The 16,110-nt window shown below is 62.4% G+C and carries 16 protein-coding genes; 6 read left to right on the forward strand and 10 right to left on the reverse strand.

Annotated elements, in window-relative coordinates:
* Positions 1–96: 96 nt before the first annotated feature.
* The 4 genes from MTP16_RS14745 (at position 97) to MTP16_RS14760 (ending at position 4,861) form a co-directional block, all read left to right on the forward strand.
* The gene (locus tag MTP16_RS14745) at positions 97–1,608 is read left to right on the forward strand and encodes an SGNH/GDSL hydrolase family protein (RefSeq protein ID WP_243510882.1); all 1,512 of its coding nucleotides are present in this window, start codon (positions 97–99) and stop codon (positions 1,606–1,608) included.
* 117 nt (positions 1,609–1,725) lie between these two features.
* A complete protein-coding gene (locus tag MTP16_RS14750; protein ID WP_243510884.1) occupies positions 1,726–2,979 on the forward strand; it encodes a GDSL-type esterase/lipase family protein in 1,254 nt (417 codons plus the stop codon).
* The gene (locus MTP16_RS14755; protein ID WP_243510887.1) at positions 2,951–4,447 is read left to right on the forward strand and encodes an MBOAT family O-acyltransferase; all 1,497 of its coding nucleotides are present in this window, start codon (positions 2,951–2,953) and stop codon (positions 4,445–4,447) included. Before MTP16_RS14750 ends, MTP16_RS14755 begins: the two co-directional genes overlap by 29 nt.
* Positions 4,448–4,636: 189 nt before the next feature.
* The gene (locus tag MTP16_RS14760; protein ID WP_243510890.1) at positions 4,637–4,861 is read left to right on the forward strand and encodes a hypothetical protein; all 225 of its coding nucleotides are present in this window, start codon (positions 4,637–4,639) and stop codon (positions 4,859–4,861) included.
* Between the two features lie 96 nt (positions 4,862–4,957).
* On the opposite strand, the gene MTP16_RS14765 is transcribed toward MTP16_RS14760, so the two are convergent.
* The 9 genes from MTP16_RS14765 to MTP16_RS14805 form a co-directional block, all read right to left on the reverse strand.
* Complete coding sequence (locus tag MTP16_RS14765; protein WP_243510893.1) at positions 4,958–5,329, reverse strand: DMT family transporter; 372 nt, start codon at positions 5,327–5,329, stop codon at positions 4,958–4,960.
* The gene (locus MTP16_RS14770) at positions 5,326–6,321 is read right to left on the reverse strand and encodes a sterol desaturase family protein (RefSeq protein WP_243510894.1); all 996 of its coding nucleotides are present in this window, start codon (positions 6,319–6,321) and stop codon (positions 5,326–5,328) included. Before MTP16_RS14770 ends, MTP16_RS14765 begins: the two co-directional genes overlap by 4 nt.
* Positions 6,322–6,463: 142 nt before the next feature.
* Positions 6,464–7,354: an N-acetylneuraminate synthase family protein gene (locus tag MTP16_RS14775; protein ID WP_243510895.1), complete on the reverse strand. Its 891-nt coding sequence runs from the start codon at positions 7,352–7,354 to the stop codon at positions 6,464–6,466.
* Between the two features lie 75 nt (positions 7,355–7,429).
* Positions 7,430–8,236 (reverse strand): SDR family oxidoreductase, encoded by an 807-nt coding sequence (locus MTP16_RS14780; protein WP_243510899.1) that lies wholly within the window; start codon positions 8,234–8,236, stop codon positions 7,430–7,432.
* Positions 8,237–8,241: 5 nt separating this feature from the next.
* Positions 8,242–9,576: an aminotransferase class III-fold pyridoxal phosphate-dependent enzyme gene (locus tag MTP16_RS14785; protein WP_243510903.1), complete on the reverse strand. Its 1,335-nt coding sequence runs from the start codon at positions 9,574–9,576 to the stop codon at positions 8,242–8,244.
* A gap of 113 nt (positions 9,577–9,689) precedes the next feature.
* Entirely contained in the window at positions 9,690–10,643 is a 954-nt protein-coding gene (locus tag MTP16_RS14790) for a transketolase family protein (RefSeq protein ID WP_243510907.1), read from the reverse strand.
* A gap of 93 nt (positions 10,644–10,736) precedes the next feature.
* Positions 10,737–11,594, reverse strand: coding sequence for a transketolase (locus tag MTP16_RS14795; protein WP_243510910.1), 858 nt, complete (start codon positions 11,592–11,594; stop codon positions 10,737–10,739).
* Between the two features lie 90 nt (positions 11,595–11,684).
* Entirely contained in the window at positions 11,685–12,491 is an 807-nt protein-coding gene (locus MTP16_RS14800) for a cytidylyltransferase domain-containing protein (RefSeq protein WP_243510914.1), read from the reverse strand.
* Between the two features lie 114 nt (positions 12,492–12,605).
* A complete protein-coding gene (locus MTP16_RS14805; RefSeq protein WP_243510917.1) occupies positions 12,606–13,685 on the reverse strand; it encodes a hypothetical protein in 1,080 nt (359 codons plus the stop codon).
* Between the two features lie 478 nt (positions 13,686–14,163).
* On the opposite strand from MTP16_RS14805, the gene MTP16_RS14810 reads away from it, so the two are divergent.
* Together MTP16_RS14810 and MTP16_RS14815 are read left to right on the forward strand one after the other, a co-directional pair.
* Positions 14,164–14,589: a hypothetical protein gene (locus MTP16_RS14810; protein ID WP_243510920.1), complete on the forward strand. Its 426-nt coding sequence runs from the start codon at positions 14,164–14,166 to the stop codon at positions 14,587–14,589.
* A 31-nt stretch (positions 14,590–14,620) separates the two neighbouring features.
* Entirely contained in the window at positions 14,621–15,265 is a 645-nt protein-coding gene (locus tag MTP16_RS14815; RefSeq protein WP_243510939.1) for a sce7726 family protein, read from the forward strand.
* A gap of 35 nt (positions 15,266–15,300) precedes the next feature.
* On the opposite strand, the gene MTP16_RS14820 is transcribed toward MTP16_RS14815, so the two are convergent.
* Positions 15,301–16,092, reverse strand: a complete 792-nt coding sequence (locus MTP16_RS14820; protein WP_243510942.1) for a GDSL-type esterase/lipase family protein — start codon at positions 16,090–16,092, stop codon at positions 15,301–15,303.
* Positions 16,093–16,110 lie beyond the last annotated feature (18 nt).

The raw sequence follows: 16,110 nt of genomic DNA on the forward strand, positions 1-16,110 counted from the left end.
GGCGCTGCGGGCCGGGCAGCGGTGGCGTTTATTGGATGCCCCAGGAGCCGGGGCCACAGCCAGCCGCGTTAGCTTTGCAGCGACTTGCGGTATGGTATGAATTCTTTGCGCTCGCAAAATCCGTTTTGGCTGGTTTTGCTCACGGTGGGCTTCCTGGGCTTGCTTTCCTTCTTAAAACCGGGCCTGGAAGTGGGGGGCGTGAAGCTGCGCCCGGTGCGCTTGCTGGCCGACGTGCTGCGCCCCAACCCCGGCGCGGTGGCCGCCCTGGCGCCCCCGCCGCCCAACGGCCCGGTTGCTCCCGCTACCACCGGGGCCGCAGCACCCGGCCCAGCTCCGCTGGCTGCCCCGGGAGCTGCGGCCCCTACGGCCCCCGCCCCGGGTGCGCCCGCCGCGCCTCAGCCGCCGGCCCTGGCCAACCTGCCGGGCCTCGACCAATTTGTGGCCGCCCTGCGCCAAACCAAAGCCACCGGCCGCAAAACCCGCATTGCCTACTTTGGCGATTCCATGATTGAGGGCGACTTGCTCACCGGCGACCTGCGCAACCTGCTGCAAACGCAGTTTGGGGGCTCCGGCGTCGGTTTTGTGCCCATCAACTCGGTGTCGGCCGACTTCCGCGAAACCATTCACCAGACGTTTTCGCCCGACTGGTATGAGTCGAACATGGTGTCGGACCGCCGGCCGGGCACCAGCCCGCTGGGCATTGCAGGCCAGGTGTTTCTGCCCCGCATCGTATCGAACTACGACAGCACGCACATCGTGTCCGATACCAGCTGGGTCGAGTTTCGGGCCGGGCAGCGCTTCGCGCCGCTGCGCCGGTTTGCCCAGGCCCGGCTGTTCTACGGCCCCGGCTCGGCGCGCGACCAAGTGCTGGTGACCACCGACGGGCGCCGCGTGCTCCACGCCTTGCCTGGCACGGCGGCCCTCAACGAACTGGTGCTCACGCCGGCCCGGCCAGCCCGGCAAATGCGGCTGGCCTTTGCCCCGCGCGGCCCGCGTCCGGTGTACGGTGTCAGCTTCGAAAGCCCGCAGGGTGTGACGCTGGACAACTTTTCCTTTCGCGGCAACGGCGGCATGTCGCTCAACCGCATTCCGTTCGAGCAGCTGGCAGCCTTCGGCAAGGCGCTCGATTACCGGCTCATCATCCTGCACTACGGCGTGAACGTGGCCGAAACCGGCCTCACCGACTACCGCTTCTATGAGCAGGCCATGACCCGCGTGGTCGACCGCATGCAACGGGCGTTTCCGCGGGCCAGCATCCTCATCGTAGGCATGAGCGACAAAAGCGCGCGCATCGACGGCGAGTTCGTGACCGACCCCACTGTGCCGGTGCTGCTGGCCGCGCAGCAGCGCTTGGCCCGCCGCAACCACGTGGCCTTCTGGAATCTGTTTGCGGCCATGGGCGGCCAAAACTCGATGACGAGCTGGGTGGAGCAAAGCCCGCCGCTGGCCCGCAACGACTACACCCACATCAACTCGCTGGGCGGGCAGCGCATGGCCCGCCTGCTCTACACCTACCTGATGGGTGAATACGCCCACCCGAGTGCCGCCCCGGCCGCTTCAAACCCCGCCCCGCGCGCCGACAGCACTTTCCGTGCCGAGGCGCGCTAGCGTGGTGATTTGCTTATTACTAAGTAATTGGTAAAAAATGCTGATAACCAGCGAAAAATGTGTCTGCCAAACTCGAAAGTCTTACTACTCGCTACTAAATTCTAGCTACTAATTAACGTGCTTATTCGCCTTTGCCTGCTCGTGGTTTGCTTGACGCTGGGATGCGGGGGGCTGGCGCGCGCACAGGCGTTGGGGCGGCTCGACAGCCTGCAGGCGGCTTATCCCTTTCTAAACACAGCGGCCAACCGTATTGAGAATGCTCAATTAGGCTTGCAGCATTTCTACCAACAGCTGGCCCGGCTGCCGGTTTACCCGCAGGAACTGCCGGGCGCGCGGGTGAGCGTGGTGCACCTCGGCGACTCGCACCTGCAGGCCGACGAGTTTTCGGGGCGGGTGCGGCGCGAACTGCAGCGCACCTACGGCAACGCGGGGCGCGGCTTGGCTTTTCCGTTTGGGGTGGCGAAGATGGACGGCTCGCCCACGTTCCGTTCAAGGGCCACGGCCGGGCGCTGGCGCGCCCGCCGCGTGCTGGCTGCGCCCGATAGCACCCTGCCCATCGGCCTGAGCGGCATCAGCCTGGCCACTTCCGACACTGGCGCCGCCTTCACGCTGCGCATCCCCGCACGAGGCCGGCCCGACTACCGTTTCAGCAAGCTCACACTCCTGCGCGAGCCAGACCCCACGGCGTTTGATTGGCAGGTGCGTAATGCGCAGGGCCGCGTGCTGGCTACGGTGGCCAGCGGTGGGGGCCTGGCGGCCACGGTTGTTTTTGATTCGCTGCGCGATTTCGTGGAGCTGCGCACCGTGCGCCGCCAACCGGACCAAACCGGGGCTCGGCTCTACGGCCTGCTGCTGGATAATGGCCGGGCCGGGGTGGTGTACCACGTCATTGGGGTAAACGGGGCGGCCGTGCGACACTACAACCGCGCCCCGCATTTTTTTGCGCAGCTGCCCGTGCTGCAGCCCGATTTGCTTATTGTCTCGCTCGGCACCAACGATGCCTACGATGCCGGCTTCGACCCCAGGCGCTTCGCCCAGCAGCTCGACACGTTGGTGAGCCGCCTGCGCCGCCGCTGCCCGCAGGCCGACGTGCTGCTCACCGCCCCGGCCGACTCCTACCGCGCCCGCCGCTACCGCAACCCCGACCTGACCCGCCTGCGCGAGGCGCTGCGGGCCTACTGCGCGGCGCACGATTTGGCCTACTGGGACTTGGCCGCCGTGCAGGGCGGCTACGGCTCCATGCGCACCTGGCTGGCCCACGGCCTGGCCCAGCCCGACCTTGTTCACTTCACCACCAAAGGCTACGAACTGCAGGGCCTTTTGCTTTACCTCGCGCTCCAGGATGGATTTTCGCAACCTCCGCCCCGATAACCTCGGCCTTGATGTTAACCGGCTGGTCGACCAGTTCCGGTACCATCCCAAAAGCCCGCTGATTTTCAACACGGGCTTCTTTCTGCTGCTGTTTCTGGCGTTTCTGGGCGGCTATCAGCTACTGCGCGACCGGCACCGGGCGCGGCTGCTCTACGTCACGGCCTTCTCGCTGTTCTTCTACTACAAGTCGAGCGGGATTTACTTCCTGCTGCTCGTCTTTTCGACGATAGTGGAATACAACTTCGCCCGCTGGATTGCCGACTCCGGCAGCCCCGGCCGGCGCAAGCTGCTGCTCACGCTCAGCCTGTTGGTAAATCTGGGCATGCTGTTCTACTTCAAGTACACCAACTTTTTTCTGAGCGGCTACCAGGCGCTCACCGGGCAGCCGGTGCCGGTGCTGCACGTGCTGCTGCCGGTGGGCATCTCGTTCTACACCTTCCAGACCCTGAGCTACACCATCGACGTGTACCGCGGGCAAATCAAGGCCCTGCGCAACATCTGGGACTTCGCGTTTTTCGTCACGTTTTTCCCGCAACTGGTGGCCGGGCCCATCGTGCGGGCCTCCGATTTTATTCCGCAAATTGCCAAAAAGCCCTTCATCTCGCGCGAAGACATGGGCCGGGCCGTGCTGCTCATCGCGGCGGGCCTGTTCAAGAAAGCCGTCATTTCCGACTACATCAGCCTCAACTACGTGGAGCGCATTTTCGGCAACCCCACGCTGTTCAGCGGCATCGAAAACCTGCTGGGCGTGTATGGCTACGCGCTGCAGATTTACTGCGACTTTTCGGGCTATTCCGACATTGCCATCGGCATCGCGCTGCTGCTGGGCTACCGGCTGCCGCCCAACTTCCTCTCGCCCTACCAAAGCACGAGCATCACCGAATTCTGGCGGCGCTGGCACATCTCGCTCTCGTCGTGGCTGCGCGACTACCTCTACATCCCGCTGGGCGGCAACCGCAAAGGCATGGTGCGGCAATACGTGAACCTGTTTCTCACCATGCTGCTCGGCGGCCTCTGGCACGGCGCCTCGCTCACGTTTGTGGCCTGGGGGGCGCTGCACGGCGCCGCGCTGGCCGCCGACAAGCTGTTTCAAAAGGTGTTTCGGCCGGGCGATAATTGGCTTACCAAGTTGTTGGGCTGGTTCATTACCTTCCATTTCGCGTGCTTCTGCTGGATATTTTTCCGGGCCGGCAGCTTCGAGGTGGCCCTGCAGGTTATCCACCAGATTACGCACAGCCTGCGGCCCGACTTGCTGGGCCAGGTGCTGGGCGCCTTCCGGCCGGTATTTGCGCTGGTGGCGCTGGGCTACCTGCTCCATTTTATCCCCGACGGCCTCACCCTGCGCCTCGAAACGGCGCTGGCCCGCCGCTCGGTGGTGGAGCAGGCTTTGCTCCTCACGGTGGTTATTTGGCTGGTAATTCAAATTAAATCGGCCGAAATTCAGCCATTCATTTATTTCCAGTTTTAGAGCCGTTGGGCCGGAAAGCAGTGGGCGCAGCAGAATGGTATTAGCATTAATACTCAGTGCTAATTCAACTGCTGAGCCGGAAAAGTGGATACTGAAACGCCGCGTTGCAAGCCTGCTGGCAGCCAGTACCGGGCATTAAAATCAACTTTTTTCATCGACCAAACATGCGCCTTTGCGTAGTTTGGCGGTATGAACACGCAACTACTGACCAAATACCGCATCTTCAAGCTGCAACACGAAGCCCCGGCGCCGGGCCACAGCACCACCTGGACGTTCAAGTCCCTGGCCGGCGAGGAAAGCCACGAGTTCGACTCCGAAGCCCAGGCCCACGAATGGGTGGCCGAAAACCCGGAAATCATGATTCGGTGCCGGGAGTTCGTCATCGTGCCCGTGTACCACCTGGTGCTGGCCTAAGAACTGGCGGAGCATCAGGTTGTAGCGTGGACTCTGCGAGTCCGCGCCCGGGCGAACGTTCCGGCAACGCGCGGACTCGCAGAGTCCACGCTACACTTATTCTGTCCGCCGCAAGCCCAGTACCCCAATGATAATCAAGCTGGTGAAGAACACGCTTTGCCAGGACAGGGGCTGCTTGAGGTATACCGTATCGACCAGTTTGATGCCCACCACGGCCAGCGCCATCCAGGCCGAGTAGGCGGTGGCGGTGGGAATGTCCTTCATCGCCAGCGACAGAAAGTACACGTTGGCCAGCCCGAAGCCCACGTAGGCCAGCAGCGGCAGCACCGGCAGCAGCAGCGCCGGCTGGCCCAGGCTGTGCGCCCAGGCTATTTCCTTGATGCGCTGCATGCTCAGCGCCTTGAGGCTATACGTCCAGCAAACCTCCATGAAGGAGGCCAAAAACAGCGAAAACCAGGGATTAATCAACGGGACGGAACGGCAGTGGGCGTTTGAGATGAAGCGGCCGGGGCCGGGCTGTGGCCAAAATTACCGCCCGGGCGCTGCGCCGGAATGGTTTCGGCGTAAGGTTCGGGCACGGGCCAGCCGTGCAGCGGTTTCAGGGCCGGCAGCCGGTCCGTTAGCTGGGTGAGAAGGCGCCCGCGGATGCCGTGGTAGGCGCGGAACAGGCGCGAGCGTTGGGCCAGCTCTTCTTCGCTGAACCGGGCCACGGAGAATACGTGCTGGCTGAAATAGTCCTTCGGGAAAACGTAGGGCAGGCCCCATTTCTGCGGCTTGCGGCCGTTGGGCAGGTAGGCCGTGCCGAACATCCAGTCCCAAAAGGCGAATTTGGTGGAGAAGTTGGCGTAGAATACTTCTTCGTGGTCGGCGTGGTGCCAGAGGTGCATCTCGGGGCCGTTGATGAAGTATTGCAGGCGGCCCGAGCGCACGTCGATGTTGCAGTGAATCCAGATGCCCCACACGGCATCAATGCAGGCCTTGATGGGCACCACCATGGGGTCGGCCCCGAGCAGGATGATGGGCGCAAACTCGATGGTTTGATTAATCAGAATCTCGACGGCGTGGGAGCGGGAGCCCGCCAGCCAGTCCACCTGCTTGCCCGAATGGTGCGCCTCATGGGTGCGCCAGAAAAACGGGCTGCTGTGCTGAAACCGGTGAAACCAGTAGATGTAAAAGTCGTGCGTCACCACAAAAAACAGCACCTGCACCCAGATGGGCCAGCCCGTCACAAAATGCAGCTTCGAGAACCCAAAATGCTGGTCGAGTGGCTGAATGATGTAATCGAAGATGATGATTTTCAGCGCGAAGCTCTGCACGAAGGTGTATAGCACCAAATCCGTCCAGAAGCCCTCGCGGAAAAACGGCAGCCCCTTGCGGTAGGGGATGATGCGCTCCAGCGTAATCACAATGGCCACCCAAGCGAGCAGAATGGCCGTGGTGATGAGTTCGACTTTGTGCATGGGGTGAATGGGTTTTGTTGGTCATCCTGAGCGCAGCAAAGGACCTTATCACGTTCGAACAGCAATTGTTCAGCCGTGATAAGGTCCTTTGCTGCGCTCAGGATGACCAACGATTCAACAGCAGCAGTTCAACCCGAACCGCTTACGCGTTGTTCGGCGTCAGCTCGCGGCGCAGGCGGGCGCGGGGCTCCAGCTCGGAGTCGTACACGCGCTTCACGCCGTCGCCAAGGCCCTCTTCCACGTCGCGGATATCGCGCACGAGCTTGGCCATGCCACCGGGCTCAACGGAGGCGGCGTGGTCGGAGCCCCACATGGCGCGGTCCAGCGTGAAGTGGCGCTCCACGAAGGAGGCGCCCAGCGTCACGGCGGCCACGGTGGTGGCCAGGCCCGTTTCGTGGCCTGAGTAGCCGATGGGCGTGTTCGGGAACATGCCTTGCAGCACGGGCACCATGCGCAGGTTCAGCTCGGCCGGCGGGCAGGGATAGGAGGAGGTGGAGTGCGCAATCATGAGCTTATCCAAACCCACCCATTTCACGGCCTGATGAATCTCATCGAGCGTGCTCATGCCGGTGCTCAGCATCAGCGGGCGGCCGGTGGCGCGCACGCGGTCGAGCAGGGGCTTGTCGGTGAGGGAGGCGGAGGCCATCTTGTAGAGCACGGGCGCAAACTGCTCCATAAAATCAACCGACGGCTCGTCCCAGCAGGAGGCAAACCAGTCGATGCCCAGGGCGCGGCAGTAGTCGTCGATGGCTGTGTATTCGGCCTGGCCGAATTCGGTTTTGCGCTTGTAGTCGATGTAGCTCATGCGGCCCCAGGGGGTGTCGCGCTGCTTTTCCCACTGGTCCTTGGGCACGCACAACTCCGGCGTGCGTTTCTGGAACTTCACGGCGTCGCAGCCGGCCTTGGCGGCTTCCGAAATGAGCTGCTTGGCCAGGTCGAGCGAGCCGTTGTGGTTGATGCCGATTTCGGCAATGATGTAGGCCGGGTGGCCCGCGCCAATGAATCGGTTTTTGCGAATTTCAACAGCTTGCATAGGATGAAGCGTTAAGGGATAATCAGTGAAAGAAAACACAAGCAGCTGACTGATTGACAGCTGAAAAGTGTTGGATTAGATAGCCGTCCAACCGCCGTCCACCACCAGGTTGGCCCCGGTCATGTAGGCTGATGCATCAGAAGCCAGGAACACCACCGCGCCCTGATAATCGGTGGGCGTAGCCATGCGGCCCAGCGGCGTTTTGGCGCTGTATTGCTTGATGAAAAACTCGTCCTGGCTGTTTTCCACACCGCCGGGTGAGAGCGTGTTCACGCGCACGCCGTCCTTGCCCCAATAGGCGGCCAGGTAGCGCGTGAAGTTTACCACCGCGCCCTTGGTCATGGGGTAGGAGGGGGATTTGTAGAAGGTTTGCTCGCCGGCCTCGTTGCGGTAGATGCTTTGGTCGGGCCCGACAAGGCCGTAGGTGCTGGCCACGTTGATGATGGAGCCGTGGCCCTGCCGCGCCATGGGCGTGCCGAATACCTGCGCCGCCAGAAACACACCCGTCACGTTCACTTCCAGCACCTGCTGAAAAGTGGCCAGCGGGAAATTCTCAAACTTGCTGAGGTCGGCCGCCAGGGCCGGGTTCTCAAACATGTCGTTGATAGCGGCGTTGTTCACCAGCACGTCGATGTGGCCAAACTGGGCCAGAATCTGGTCGCGTGCGGCGGCCAGCGAGGCGGGGTCGGTCACGTTCACCGCCAGCGGCAGGTGAATACCGCCGGGCAGCTCCGCCGCTACCGCCGCGCAGGCTTCGGCGTTGAGGTCGGCCACCACCACGTTGGCGCCCGCGTTGGCCAGCGCCTCGCAGTGCTTGCGGCCGATGAGCCCGCACGCGCCAGTGACGATGGCCGTCTTACCGGTTAAGTCAAATAAGCTCATGTAATCTACTTGGCTTTAACCGGCGCAGCGTTGGTCACCTTGCGGAACACGGCTTCCACCGGCTCGCCCAGCAGGCGCGAGGCCACGTCGCCGGCCTCAATGGTTTCCTTGAGCAGCGGCAGCACTTCACGGTAGGCGGCCAGGGTGTGGGCAACGTCGGCATCGGTGTGCGAGAAGCACATGTTGTGGAAGCCGCCCCACATGATGCCGCGCTTGAACAGTTCCTGCTGCATGAAAGCCTTAATCTCCATGCCGTTGCCGGCCAAAGGGTCGAAGGTCACGATGGTGCGGCAGTCGTAGCCGTAGCACTTGGTGTATTGGCTGATGCCCAGTTCGGCGGCGATTCCGTTGTAGCCATCCTTCAGCTTTTTGCCCTGCTCGGCCAGGCGAGCGGGTACGTTTTTCTCACGCATCTCCGTGATGGTGGCTACGGCCGCAGCCAGGCTCAGCGCTTCGCCCCCGAAGGTGGTGAAGAAGAATACGTCCTGCTCAAACAGCTGCATCACGTCGCGGCGGCCGGTGAGCAGGGCGATGGGCATACCGTTGGCAAACGCCTTGGAATACACCGCCAAATCGGGGGTGATGCCGAAGTACTCCTGCGCGCCGCCCACGGCCACGCGGAAGCCGGTCCACATCTCGTCGAAGATGAGCAGCGTGCCATTTTCCTGACATAGGCGGGCTACTTCGTGCAGGAAGTTGTCCTTGGGCGCGTCGAAGATAAAGGGCTCCAGAATCACGCAGGCTACATCGTCATCAAGCAGCGCTTTGAGCGAGTCGATGTTGTTGTATTCGAAAGCGGCCACCAAATCCTTGCTTTCCTGCGGGATGCCTTTGTCGCGGCTGGTGGTGCCGATGTACCAGTCGTGCCAGCCGTGGTAGCCGCAGCATAGCACCTTGTTGCGCCCCGTGAAAGCCCGCGACACGCGCACGGCCGCCGAGCACACGTCGGCGCCCGTCTTGCTGATGCGGATGCTTTCGGCATTGGGAATAATCTCGTGAATCAGCTCCGACAGCTCCACTTCCAGCTCGTGCATCATCGAGAAGGTGATGCCGTCTTCGAGCTGGGCGCGAATAGCATCGTCCACTTTCGGGTAAGCGTAGCCAAGGGAGATGGGGCCAATACCCATCTGGAAATCAATGTACTCGTTGCCGTCCACGTCCCAGATGTGGGAGCCTTTGGCGCGCTTCACATATTTCGGGCTCACGCCTTTGGTGTACTGGCCCGGGCCCTTGGCCAGGGTCTGCGTCACGGGCGTCATGATGCGCTGGGCGCGGGCGTACAGCTCGTCCGACTTCGTGATGTCGGGGTAATTCTCGTTAAAGGAAACGGTGTTGGGCATATGTCGGGGAATGTGAAAAGGTGATGGCAGCACGAGTACCCCGAAGCTCCTGCTTCGGCTTGCGTGAGAAGTCGTTCAACGCGAGCCGAAGCAGGAGCTTCGGGGTACTCGTGCTATTCGGCAAACTCGTTTTCAAGCACGGTCGGGCCTTCGGCAATGGCCGCGCCCGACTCGCCCAAATGCTCCGTAATGCGGCGGGCAATGTGGTGGCCAGTGAAGCCCTCGTACTCCAGCACCGCGCTCAGGCGGCCGGGGCGATACCACCGCTCCTCCAGCGCCAGCGGCAACACGCGGGCCGTGAGTTGGTTGCGCAGCAGAATCTCGGCCAGAATGGAATAGAGGCCGCCGGTGATAAAATGGTCTTCCACCGTCACGATGAGGGAGCCACGGCGCACCACGTCCAGCAGGGCCGCTTCGTCTATTGGCTTGAGGCTGCGCAGGTTGATGAGGCCCACCGACTTGCCCTGGGCCTGCAGCAGCTCGCGGGCCACCAACGTTTGCTCGAAGAGCATGCCGTAGGTGAGGATGGTAACGTCAGTGCCCTCGGCCACGATTTCAGCTTTGCCAATTTCGAACGGGGCGTGCTCGTAGGTGCCCGGTCGGGTGTTTACGCGCAGGTAAGCCGGCTGGGGCGAGGCCCAGATGGCGGGCAGCATGGCCACCATATCGGCCTCGTCGGCGGGTGCGAAAACTGTCATGCCGGGGATGCCGCGCATGAGGCTCACGTCCTCGATGGCCTGGTGCGTAGGCCCGTTGCCATCGGAAAGGAAGCCGGGCACGAAGCCGCTGAGCTTCACCGGCAGCTGGCCGATGCCCACGTCGGTGCGGATAAACTCGAACGCCCGCAGCGTGAGGAAGGTGGCCAGCGCGTGCACCACCGGCACCCGGCCGCGCAGGGCCAGGCCAGCAGCGGCCCCGATGAGCGTTTGCTCGGTAATGCCGGTGTCGATGAAGCGCGGGCCGAGCACGGCGGGCAGGTTGCGGATGAGGGCGCGGTTTTCGGCCGTCATCACCACGATGCGCTCATCGGCGAGGGCGGTTTCCTTGATAAGTTCTTCGTAGTTCATAATGTAGCGCGGACTCTGCGAGTCCGCGTATTGATTGGCGGATTAGTTGACCGGTGCGGGGGCGCGGACTCGCAGAGTCCACGCTACAGTTTATTACCGTACCGTCAGCGTTTCACTGGTCAAATTCGTGGCTACTTGGCTGTGCAGCTCGCGCAACAGTTCCTCCACCTCCTCCGAAGAGAAGTTGCAGAACCAACGGTCGGCGCGGGCCTCGATGCTGGGCAGGCCGCGGCCGCGCACCGTGTCGCAGATGATGACCGAAGGCTTGGTGTCGGAGAAGGGGAGGGCCGAGAAGGCGTCTTCCAGTTGCGCGAAATCGTGGCCGTCGATGCGGCGCACTTCACAGCCAAAGGCTTCGAACTTGGGCGCCATGGGCTCCAGCGGAATCAGGTCTTCGGTGGCCACGTTGGCCTGGAAGTGGTTGCGGTCGACCACCAGCGTGAGGTTGTTGACCTTGTGGGCGCTGGCCACCAGCAGGCTTTCCCACACCGTGCCCTCGTTCAGCTCGCCGTCGCCGGTGATGACGATGACCTTGTTGTCCTGGCCGCGCATTTTGCAATCCATCGCCACGCCCAAGGCCACGCTGGGCAGGTGGCCCAGCGAGCCCGAGTGGAATTCCACGCCCGGCACGTTGCGGTTGGGGTGCCAGTAAATGTGGTCGTCGGTGGTGAGGTGCTGGTCGAGGCGGGCTTTGTCGATGAAGCCGAGCTCCACGAAGGTGCCGTAGAGGGCGGGCACGTCGTGGCCTTTGCTCAGGAACAGGTAGTCGCGGTTGGGGTCCTGCAGGTTGTCGGGCCGCACGTTCAGCAGCTCGCTGTATAGGTACACCAGCAAATCGGCGCAGCTCAGCGAAGCACCGGTGAAGCAGCCGCCGTCGGTGCTGAGGCGCACGATGTGCTCGCGCACCTTGAGGGCCATTTTCTCTAGTTTCTGGCGTTTAGGGTCGGTCATAAGTAGGGTGCGGGGCTGGTCCCCGCCCGTCGTGGAACGATATTTAATAAGAATGTTGTGCGGTGAAGCGGGCGGGAGCAGGCCCCGCCCCTACAAGTTTCGGGTTTGCGCCGAATCCACGGTTTTGAGTTCGTCGAGGTGGTTGCGGTACCAGTTCACGCCGGCCAGGTGGGCATTGAGCCGGGCAATGTCGGGCCGCTCGGTGGTCAGGCGGAGTATGTCGTTGATGCCGAAAGCGGGGTTTTGGTGGTACAGCGCGTCATAAACGGCGCTGATGAAATCGTAGTCTTCCCGGTAGTCAATAGTCCAGCGGTGGCTCATCGAAAAATCCTGACCGGCGTCCCAGGCCACGTTGCCGATGGCAAACCGGTCGGGGTTTTCCCAAAAGAAAGGCGTGGTGTGCTCGCGCTCCAGCGGCCGTTTTGCTTCGCGCCAGGCCTTTTCCAACATGGTGAAAGGCATCACCTCCACGTCATTACCATCGGGGAAGGTGGCGGGGTGCAGGTTGCTCACAAAGTCGTAGCGCTCGGCAAAATCGAGGTAAAACCGTACCACTTCATCAATTATAGCCGGGTCGATGAGCGGGCAGTCGGACGGGATTTTCAGCACCACGTCGGCGCCGTAATGGCGGGCGGCCTGGTAGTGGCGGTCCAGCAGGTCTAATGCGTCCCCGCGGAAGCAGTTGAGGCCGTGGGCGGTGCACAATTCAGCAATGGCGTCGTCGGCCGGGTCGGTGGTGGTGGCCACTACCACGGTGCCGGCCAGCGGCGCGCGCTGCACCCGCTCCACCATGCGCACCAGCAGCGGCTGGCCGGCCAGCGGCATGAGCACCTTGCCCGGCAGGCGCGACGACCCCATGCGGGCCTGCACAACGGTCAATATCTTGGGAACGGCCATAGGTTGCGGTTGGCAATATCCGGTAGTCGCTAAACGATGCGGAATACTCTTAAATATTAAGAAAATGCCCTGGGATAAGCGGTATCTCCTTTATAGCGAACAACAAAAAATGCGCTAGTGGACGGCCATCGAACTGCCTGCCGGCTCGGTTTCGGCAAAAGATTCCGGGTCGTACTGCTTCAGGAACGCCGGCCCGCTGCTGCTCGCAAACCGGCTGAAGCCGCGGCACACCGCCGCAATGCGCCGGGCCGAGGTGCCGCCGTTTTGCCAGGGCAGCTTGCGCTTGAGGTCATCTACGTCGAAATAGGAGTGCACCGGCTTGCCCAGCGCCAGGCCCACGTACACCACCGTGGAGTACTGGGTGATGAGCTCCACGCAGTTGGCAATCATGTGGTCGGTGTTGCCTTCGGTGAAAATCAGGGTGTCGGCCGGGGCGTTGGCCTTGATTTCATCGACGGCCCGGGGCAGGGTTTCGTTGGGGTGCAGCTTGAAAGCCAGCGGGCGGCCGTTGGCGATGCGCACACATTCCCGAATGAACTTGGGCCGGTTTTCGGGCGTGAAGGTTTCGCGCAGGTCGGAGGTGGCCACCAATACATAGCCGCGGTGCGGGAAGTCGTTGTGCCGCACCTGCTCGATGTTGTCGAAGTTGGGAATGCCCGTCACCAGCAGCTTGTCGGCATCCACGCCCACGCGGGCGAAGTGCCCGGCGTAGCCCTGGGAGGCCACGCAGTAGATGTCGCAGCAGTTGTTCATACCATTGAGCGCCGTGCCGATGGCCAGGATGGGGTAGCGGGTGAAGCGCTTCACCAGCCGGGCCCAGAAGTTGAGCGGGTCGGTCATGCCCTCCTGCACAAACACGGTTTTGGTGCGGCGCACCAGCGGCCAGGGCACAATCACGTCGGAACAGCACACGATGAGGTCGTAGGTGTTGCCGTACACGCGGGCCTCGAAGTCGTTTTTCAGGTTGTGCTCGGCCAGGTACTTATCCGCTTTTGCCTTGATTTTGCCGGTGACGATGGTTTTGTCGAGCCCGCCGGTCCAGACCAGAAACTCGTAAAATTTGCGCTGCCAGCCGTCGTAGTACAGCTGGCTGAAATACGGCTCGAACTCGTCTTCCAGCAGCTGCGCAATCTGGTGCATCTGCGTGGTTTGGTTGGGCGAGCCGATGAGAAACAAGGCCTTTTTTCGGGACATGCAAAAGCAAAAATGGAAGCAACTGAACCGGGGCGCGTGCCCACCGGTGCCCCACAACCGCGCCGAGGCGCTACTGGTTTTGAGGCGTTGCCCACCGTTGGCGGGCCGGGATGGGAACGGGGCAAGGTACAGCACATCGGGCAAAGTAAGGCGGCTGCGATGACGTGCCGGAGATGCGGCCATTAAGCAATTGCAAAGGTTTTACGGGATTTAGCGCACCTGAGAAAAACCCGGGAAAGCGTCTGTAAGCGCACTTGAAAATGAATCAAGCCGGATGCCATAGGCCCCGACTTGCCCCATATTTGCTGCCCAAATAGGCAACTGCCGGGGCAACTACGTAGTAGCGGTGAGCCAAAATTCAGTATAAAGCAGGAGCTCACGATTAACTCACAAAGTGAGGTATTTCTACTTTTGTTTTGTCTCTGAAAAGGCAACGAAGCGGAGAACATTATTTCCTGCTATAACCTACGGTATTGTTATGTTACTCAGCTCTCTACCCGACGTCGACGGCAGCCGCTGCACCCTCACCTACGAGTCTGAAGGCTGGCTGCGCGCCACCTGGCGCGGCTTTGTCGACATGGCCAAAGCCCTGCGCGGTGCCGATAACTACCTGAAAACACTAGCCGATTTGCGTTGCCCCTACCTGCTGAACGACAACGTGGAACTGCGCGGGCCCTGGTTCGATTCTATTGAGTGGCTGGAGCGCATTTGGGTGCCGCAGGCCGTGGGCATGGGGCTGCACTACGTGGCCCACGTGGTGCAGGCCGATTCTCTGTCCGACACCATCACCACGCACTTTCAGGGGCCGAAAGTGGGCGGGTTGGAGCTGCAAATCTTTCAGCAGGTGGCCGATGCCGAAGCCTGGCTGCGGCACTGCCAGCTGGTGGAGGCGGGGGTAGAATAACCCAGCCGCCGGCCCTACATTTGGGGTTGCCATGAACGACCCGGAAATCCGCGCCCTGCTTTACCCGCTCCTCGCAGGCGGGGTGCACATCAATGAGCTGCCCACCGGCACCACCCGGGCCGACGTGGTGCACATCACCGAGCACTTCATGCACGGCTACGAGGTGAAGGGCGACGGCGACACCCTGCAGCGCGTGGCCAACCAGCTGCGCTGCTACGGCGAGGTGTACGACTTCGTCACTTTCATCGTGACGGAAAAGCACCTGGCCAAACTGCTGCCGCTGCTGCCCGAGTGGGTGGGCGTGCAAGTGGCTTCGGCCGAGGGCCTGCGCCTGCACCGGGCCGCGGCTTACAACGCCACCGTGGCCCTGGCGCCGCTGTCCAGGCTGATTTTGCTGGAAGAAGTGAAGCAGTTTCTGCTGGCGCGGGGCTTGGCAGGGGCCAGCACGCTGCGCAGCGCCGAAATCGGCCGCTTCCTGCGCACCACCAACGTGGTGCCGCTGTCGGCGCTGGCCCAGTACGTGCGCGAGCGCCTCATGGCCCGCCTGCCCGAGCGCCTGCTCCTGCGCGCCGAGCGCAAGGCCGAGCGCGAGCGCCTGCCCCCGCGCCGCAAAAAGGCCCGGCCCAAAGCCAAAAAGAAAAAGCCGGAACCCCGCAAAAAAGCCCGTGCCGTGTAGCGGCGCGGGCTTTTTGCGGGGTTGAACGAGGTTGATTATTTCTGCTTGAGCGCGGCGGCCACGGCCTGGTTCAGCAGGGGCTCCATCACGCGGTAGCCGGCGAGGTTGGGGTGCACGCCGTCTTCGCCGTAAGCTTTGCGCAGGCCGTTTTGCTCGTCTTTCAGGGCCGAGTGCATGTCGTAATAGGCGAAGTGCTGCCGGTTGGCGTAGGCGCGCAGCTGCTGGTTGAGGGCCAGAATTTTGGGGGCTGGATTCAGGCCCTTGCGCCACCAGAAATCGACGGATGGGGCCACCGAGCCCAGCACCACGCGCACGCCGTGCGCCTGCGCCAGCTCGCACATGCTCATGATGTTGTTCAAAGTGGTTTGCGGGTTGTATGGCCCGCTGTTTTCGGCGATGTCGTTGGTGCCGGCCAGGATGACCACTACGGCCGGGTGCAGGTCCAGCACATCGGCGCGGAAGCGCACCAGCGTCTTGCCCGTGGTTTGCCCGCTGATGCCGCGGCCCACGTACTCGTAGGTCTTGCCCCGGAAAAAGGCCGAGTCGGCCTTCACCCAGCCCTCGGTGATGGAATTGCCGATGATGACCACGCGGGGCCGGCCAGGCTGGGGCGCGGGCAGGCGCTGGTTGGCGGCGGTGTAGCGCTCCAAGTAGGCCCAGTCGTTGTGCAGCAGGTACTCGCGTTGCTTATCAGCGGCGGCATCGGCGGCTTTTTTAGCGGCTTCGGCGGGCGTGGGCTGCTGGGCATGGGCCGCCGGGGCTAGCAGCAGCAGAGCCACTGCCAGCAGGGCAGCACGTCGGAAATGGGTGGAGGCAGAGAAAAGCATGGCAAAGCGGGCTATTCA

The organism is Hymenobacter monticola, from assembly GCF_022811645.1.
Classification (GTDB): Bacteria; Bacteroidota; Bacteroidia; order Cytophagales; family Hymenobacteraceae; genus Hymenobacter; species Hymenobacter monticola.

Bases quoted from the DNA above. Each gene is read 5' to 3' on its own strand.
- MTP16_RS14745 (WP_243510882.1), top strand. From the start codon at position 97: ATGAATTCTTTGCGCTCGCAAAATCCGTTTTGGCTGGTTTTGCTCACG.
- MTP16_RS14755 (WP_243510887.1), top strand. From the start codon at position 2,951: ATGGATTTTCGCAACCTCCGCCCCGATAACCTCGGCCTTGATGTTAAC.
- MTP16_RS14760 (WP_243510890.1), top strand. From the start codon at position 4,637: ATGAACACGCAACTACTGACCAAATACCGCATCTTCAAGCTGCAACAC.
- MTP16_RS14770 (WP_243510894.1), bottom strand. From the start codon at position 6,321: ATGCACAAAGTCGAACTCATCACCACGGCCATTCTGCTCGCTTGGGTG.
- MTP16_RS14775 (WP_243510895.1), bottom strand. From the start codon at position 7,354: ATGCAAGCTGTTGAAATTCGCAAAAACCGATTCATTGGCGCGGGCCAC.
- MTP16_RS14780 (WP_243510899.1), bottom strand. From the start codon at position 8,236: ATGAGCTTATTTGACTTAACCGGTAAGACGGCCATCGTCACTGGCGCG.
- MTP16_RS14785 (WP_243510903.1), bottom strand. From the start codon at position 9,576: ATGCCCAACACCGTTTCCTTTAACGAGAATTACCCCGACATCACGAAG.
- MTP16_RS14790 (WP_243510907.1), bottom strand. From the start codon at position 10,643: ATGAACTACGAAGAACTTATCAAGGAAACCGCCCTCGCCGATGAGCGC.
- MTP16_RS14795 (WP_243510910.1), bottom strand. From the start codon at position 11,594: ATGACCGACCCTAAACGCCAGAAACTAGAGAAAATGGCCCTCAAGGTG.
- MTP16_RS14800 (WP_243510914.1), bottom strand. From the start codon at position 12,491: ATGGCCGTTCCCAAGATATTGACCGTTGTGCAGGCCCGCATGGGGTCG.
- MTP16_RS14805 (WP_243510917.1), bottom strand. From the start codon at position 13,685: ATGTCCCGAAAAAAGGCCTTGTTTCTCATCGGCTCGCCCAACCAAACC.
- MTP16_RS14810 (WP_243510920.1), top strand. From the start codon at position 14,164: ATGTTACTCAGCTCTCTACCCGACGTCGACGGCAGCCGCTGCACCCTC.
- MTP16_RS14815 (WP_243510939.1), top strand. From the start codon at position 14,621: ATGAACGACCCGGAAATCCGCGCCCTGCTTTACCCGCTCCTCGCAGGC.
- MTP16_RS14820 (WP_243510942.1), bottom strand. From the start codon at position 16,092: ATGCTTTTCTCTGCCTCCACCCATTTCCGACGTGCTGCCCTGCTGGCA.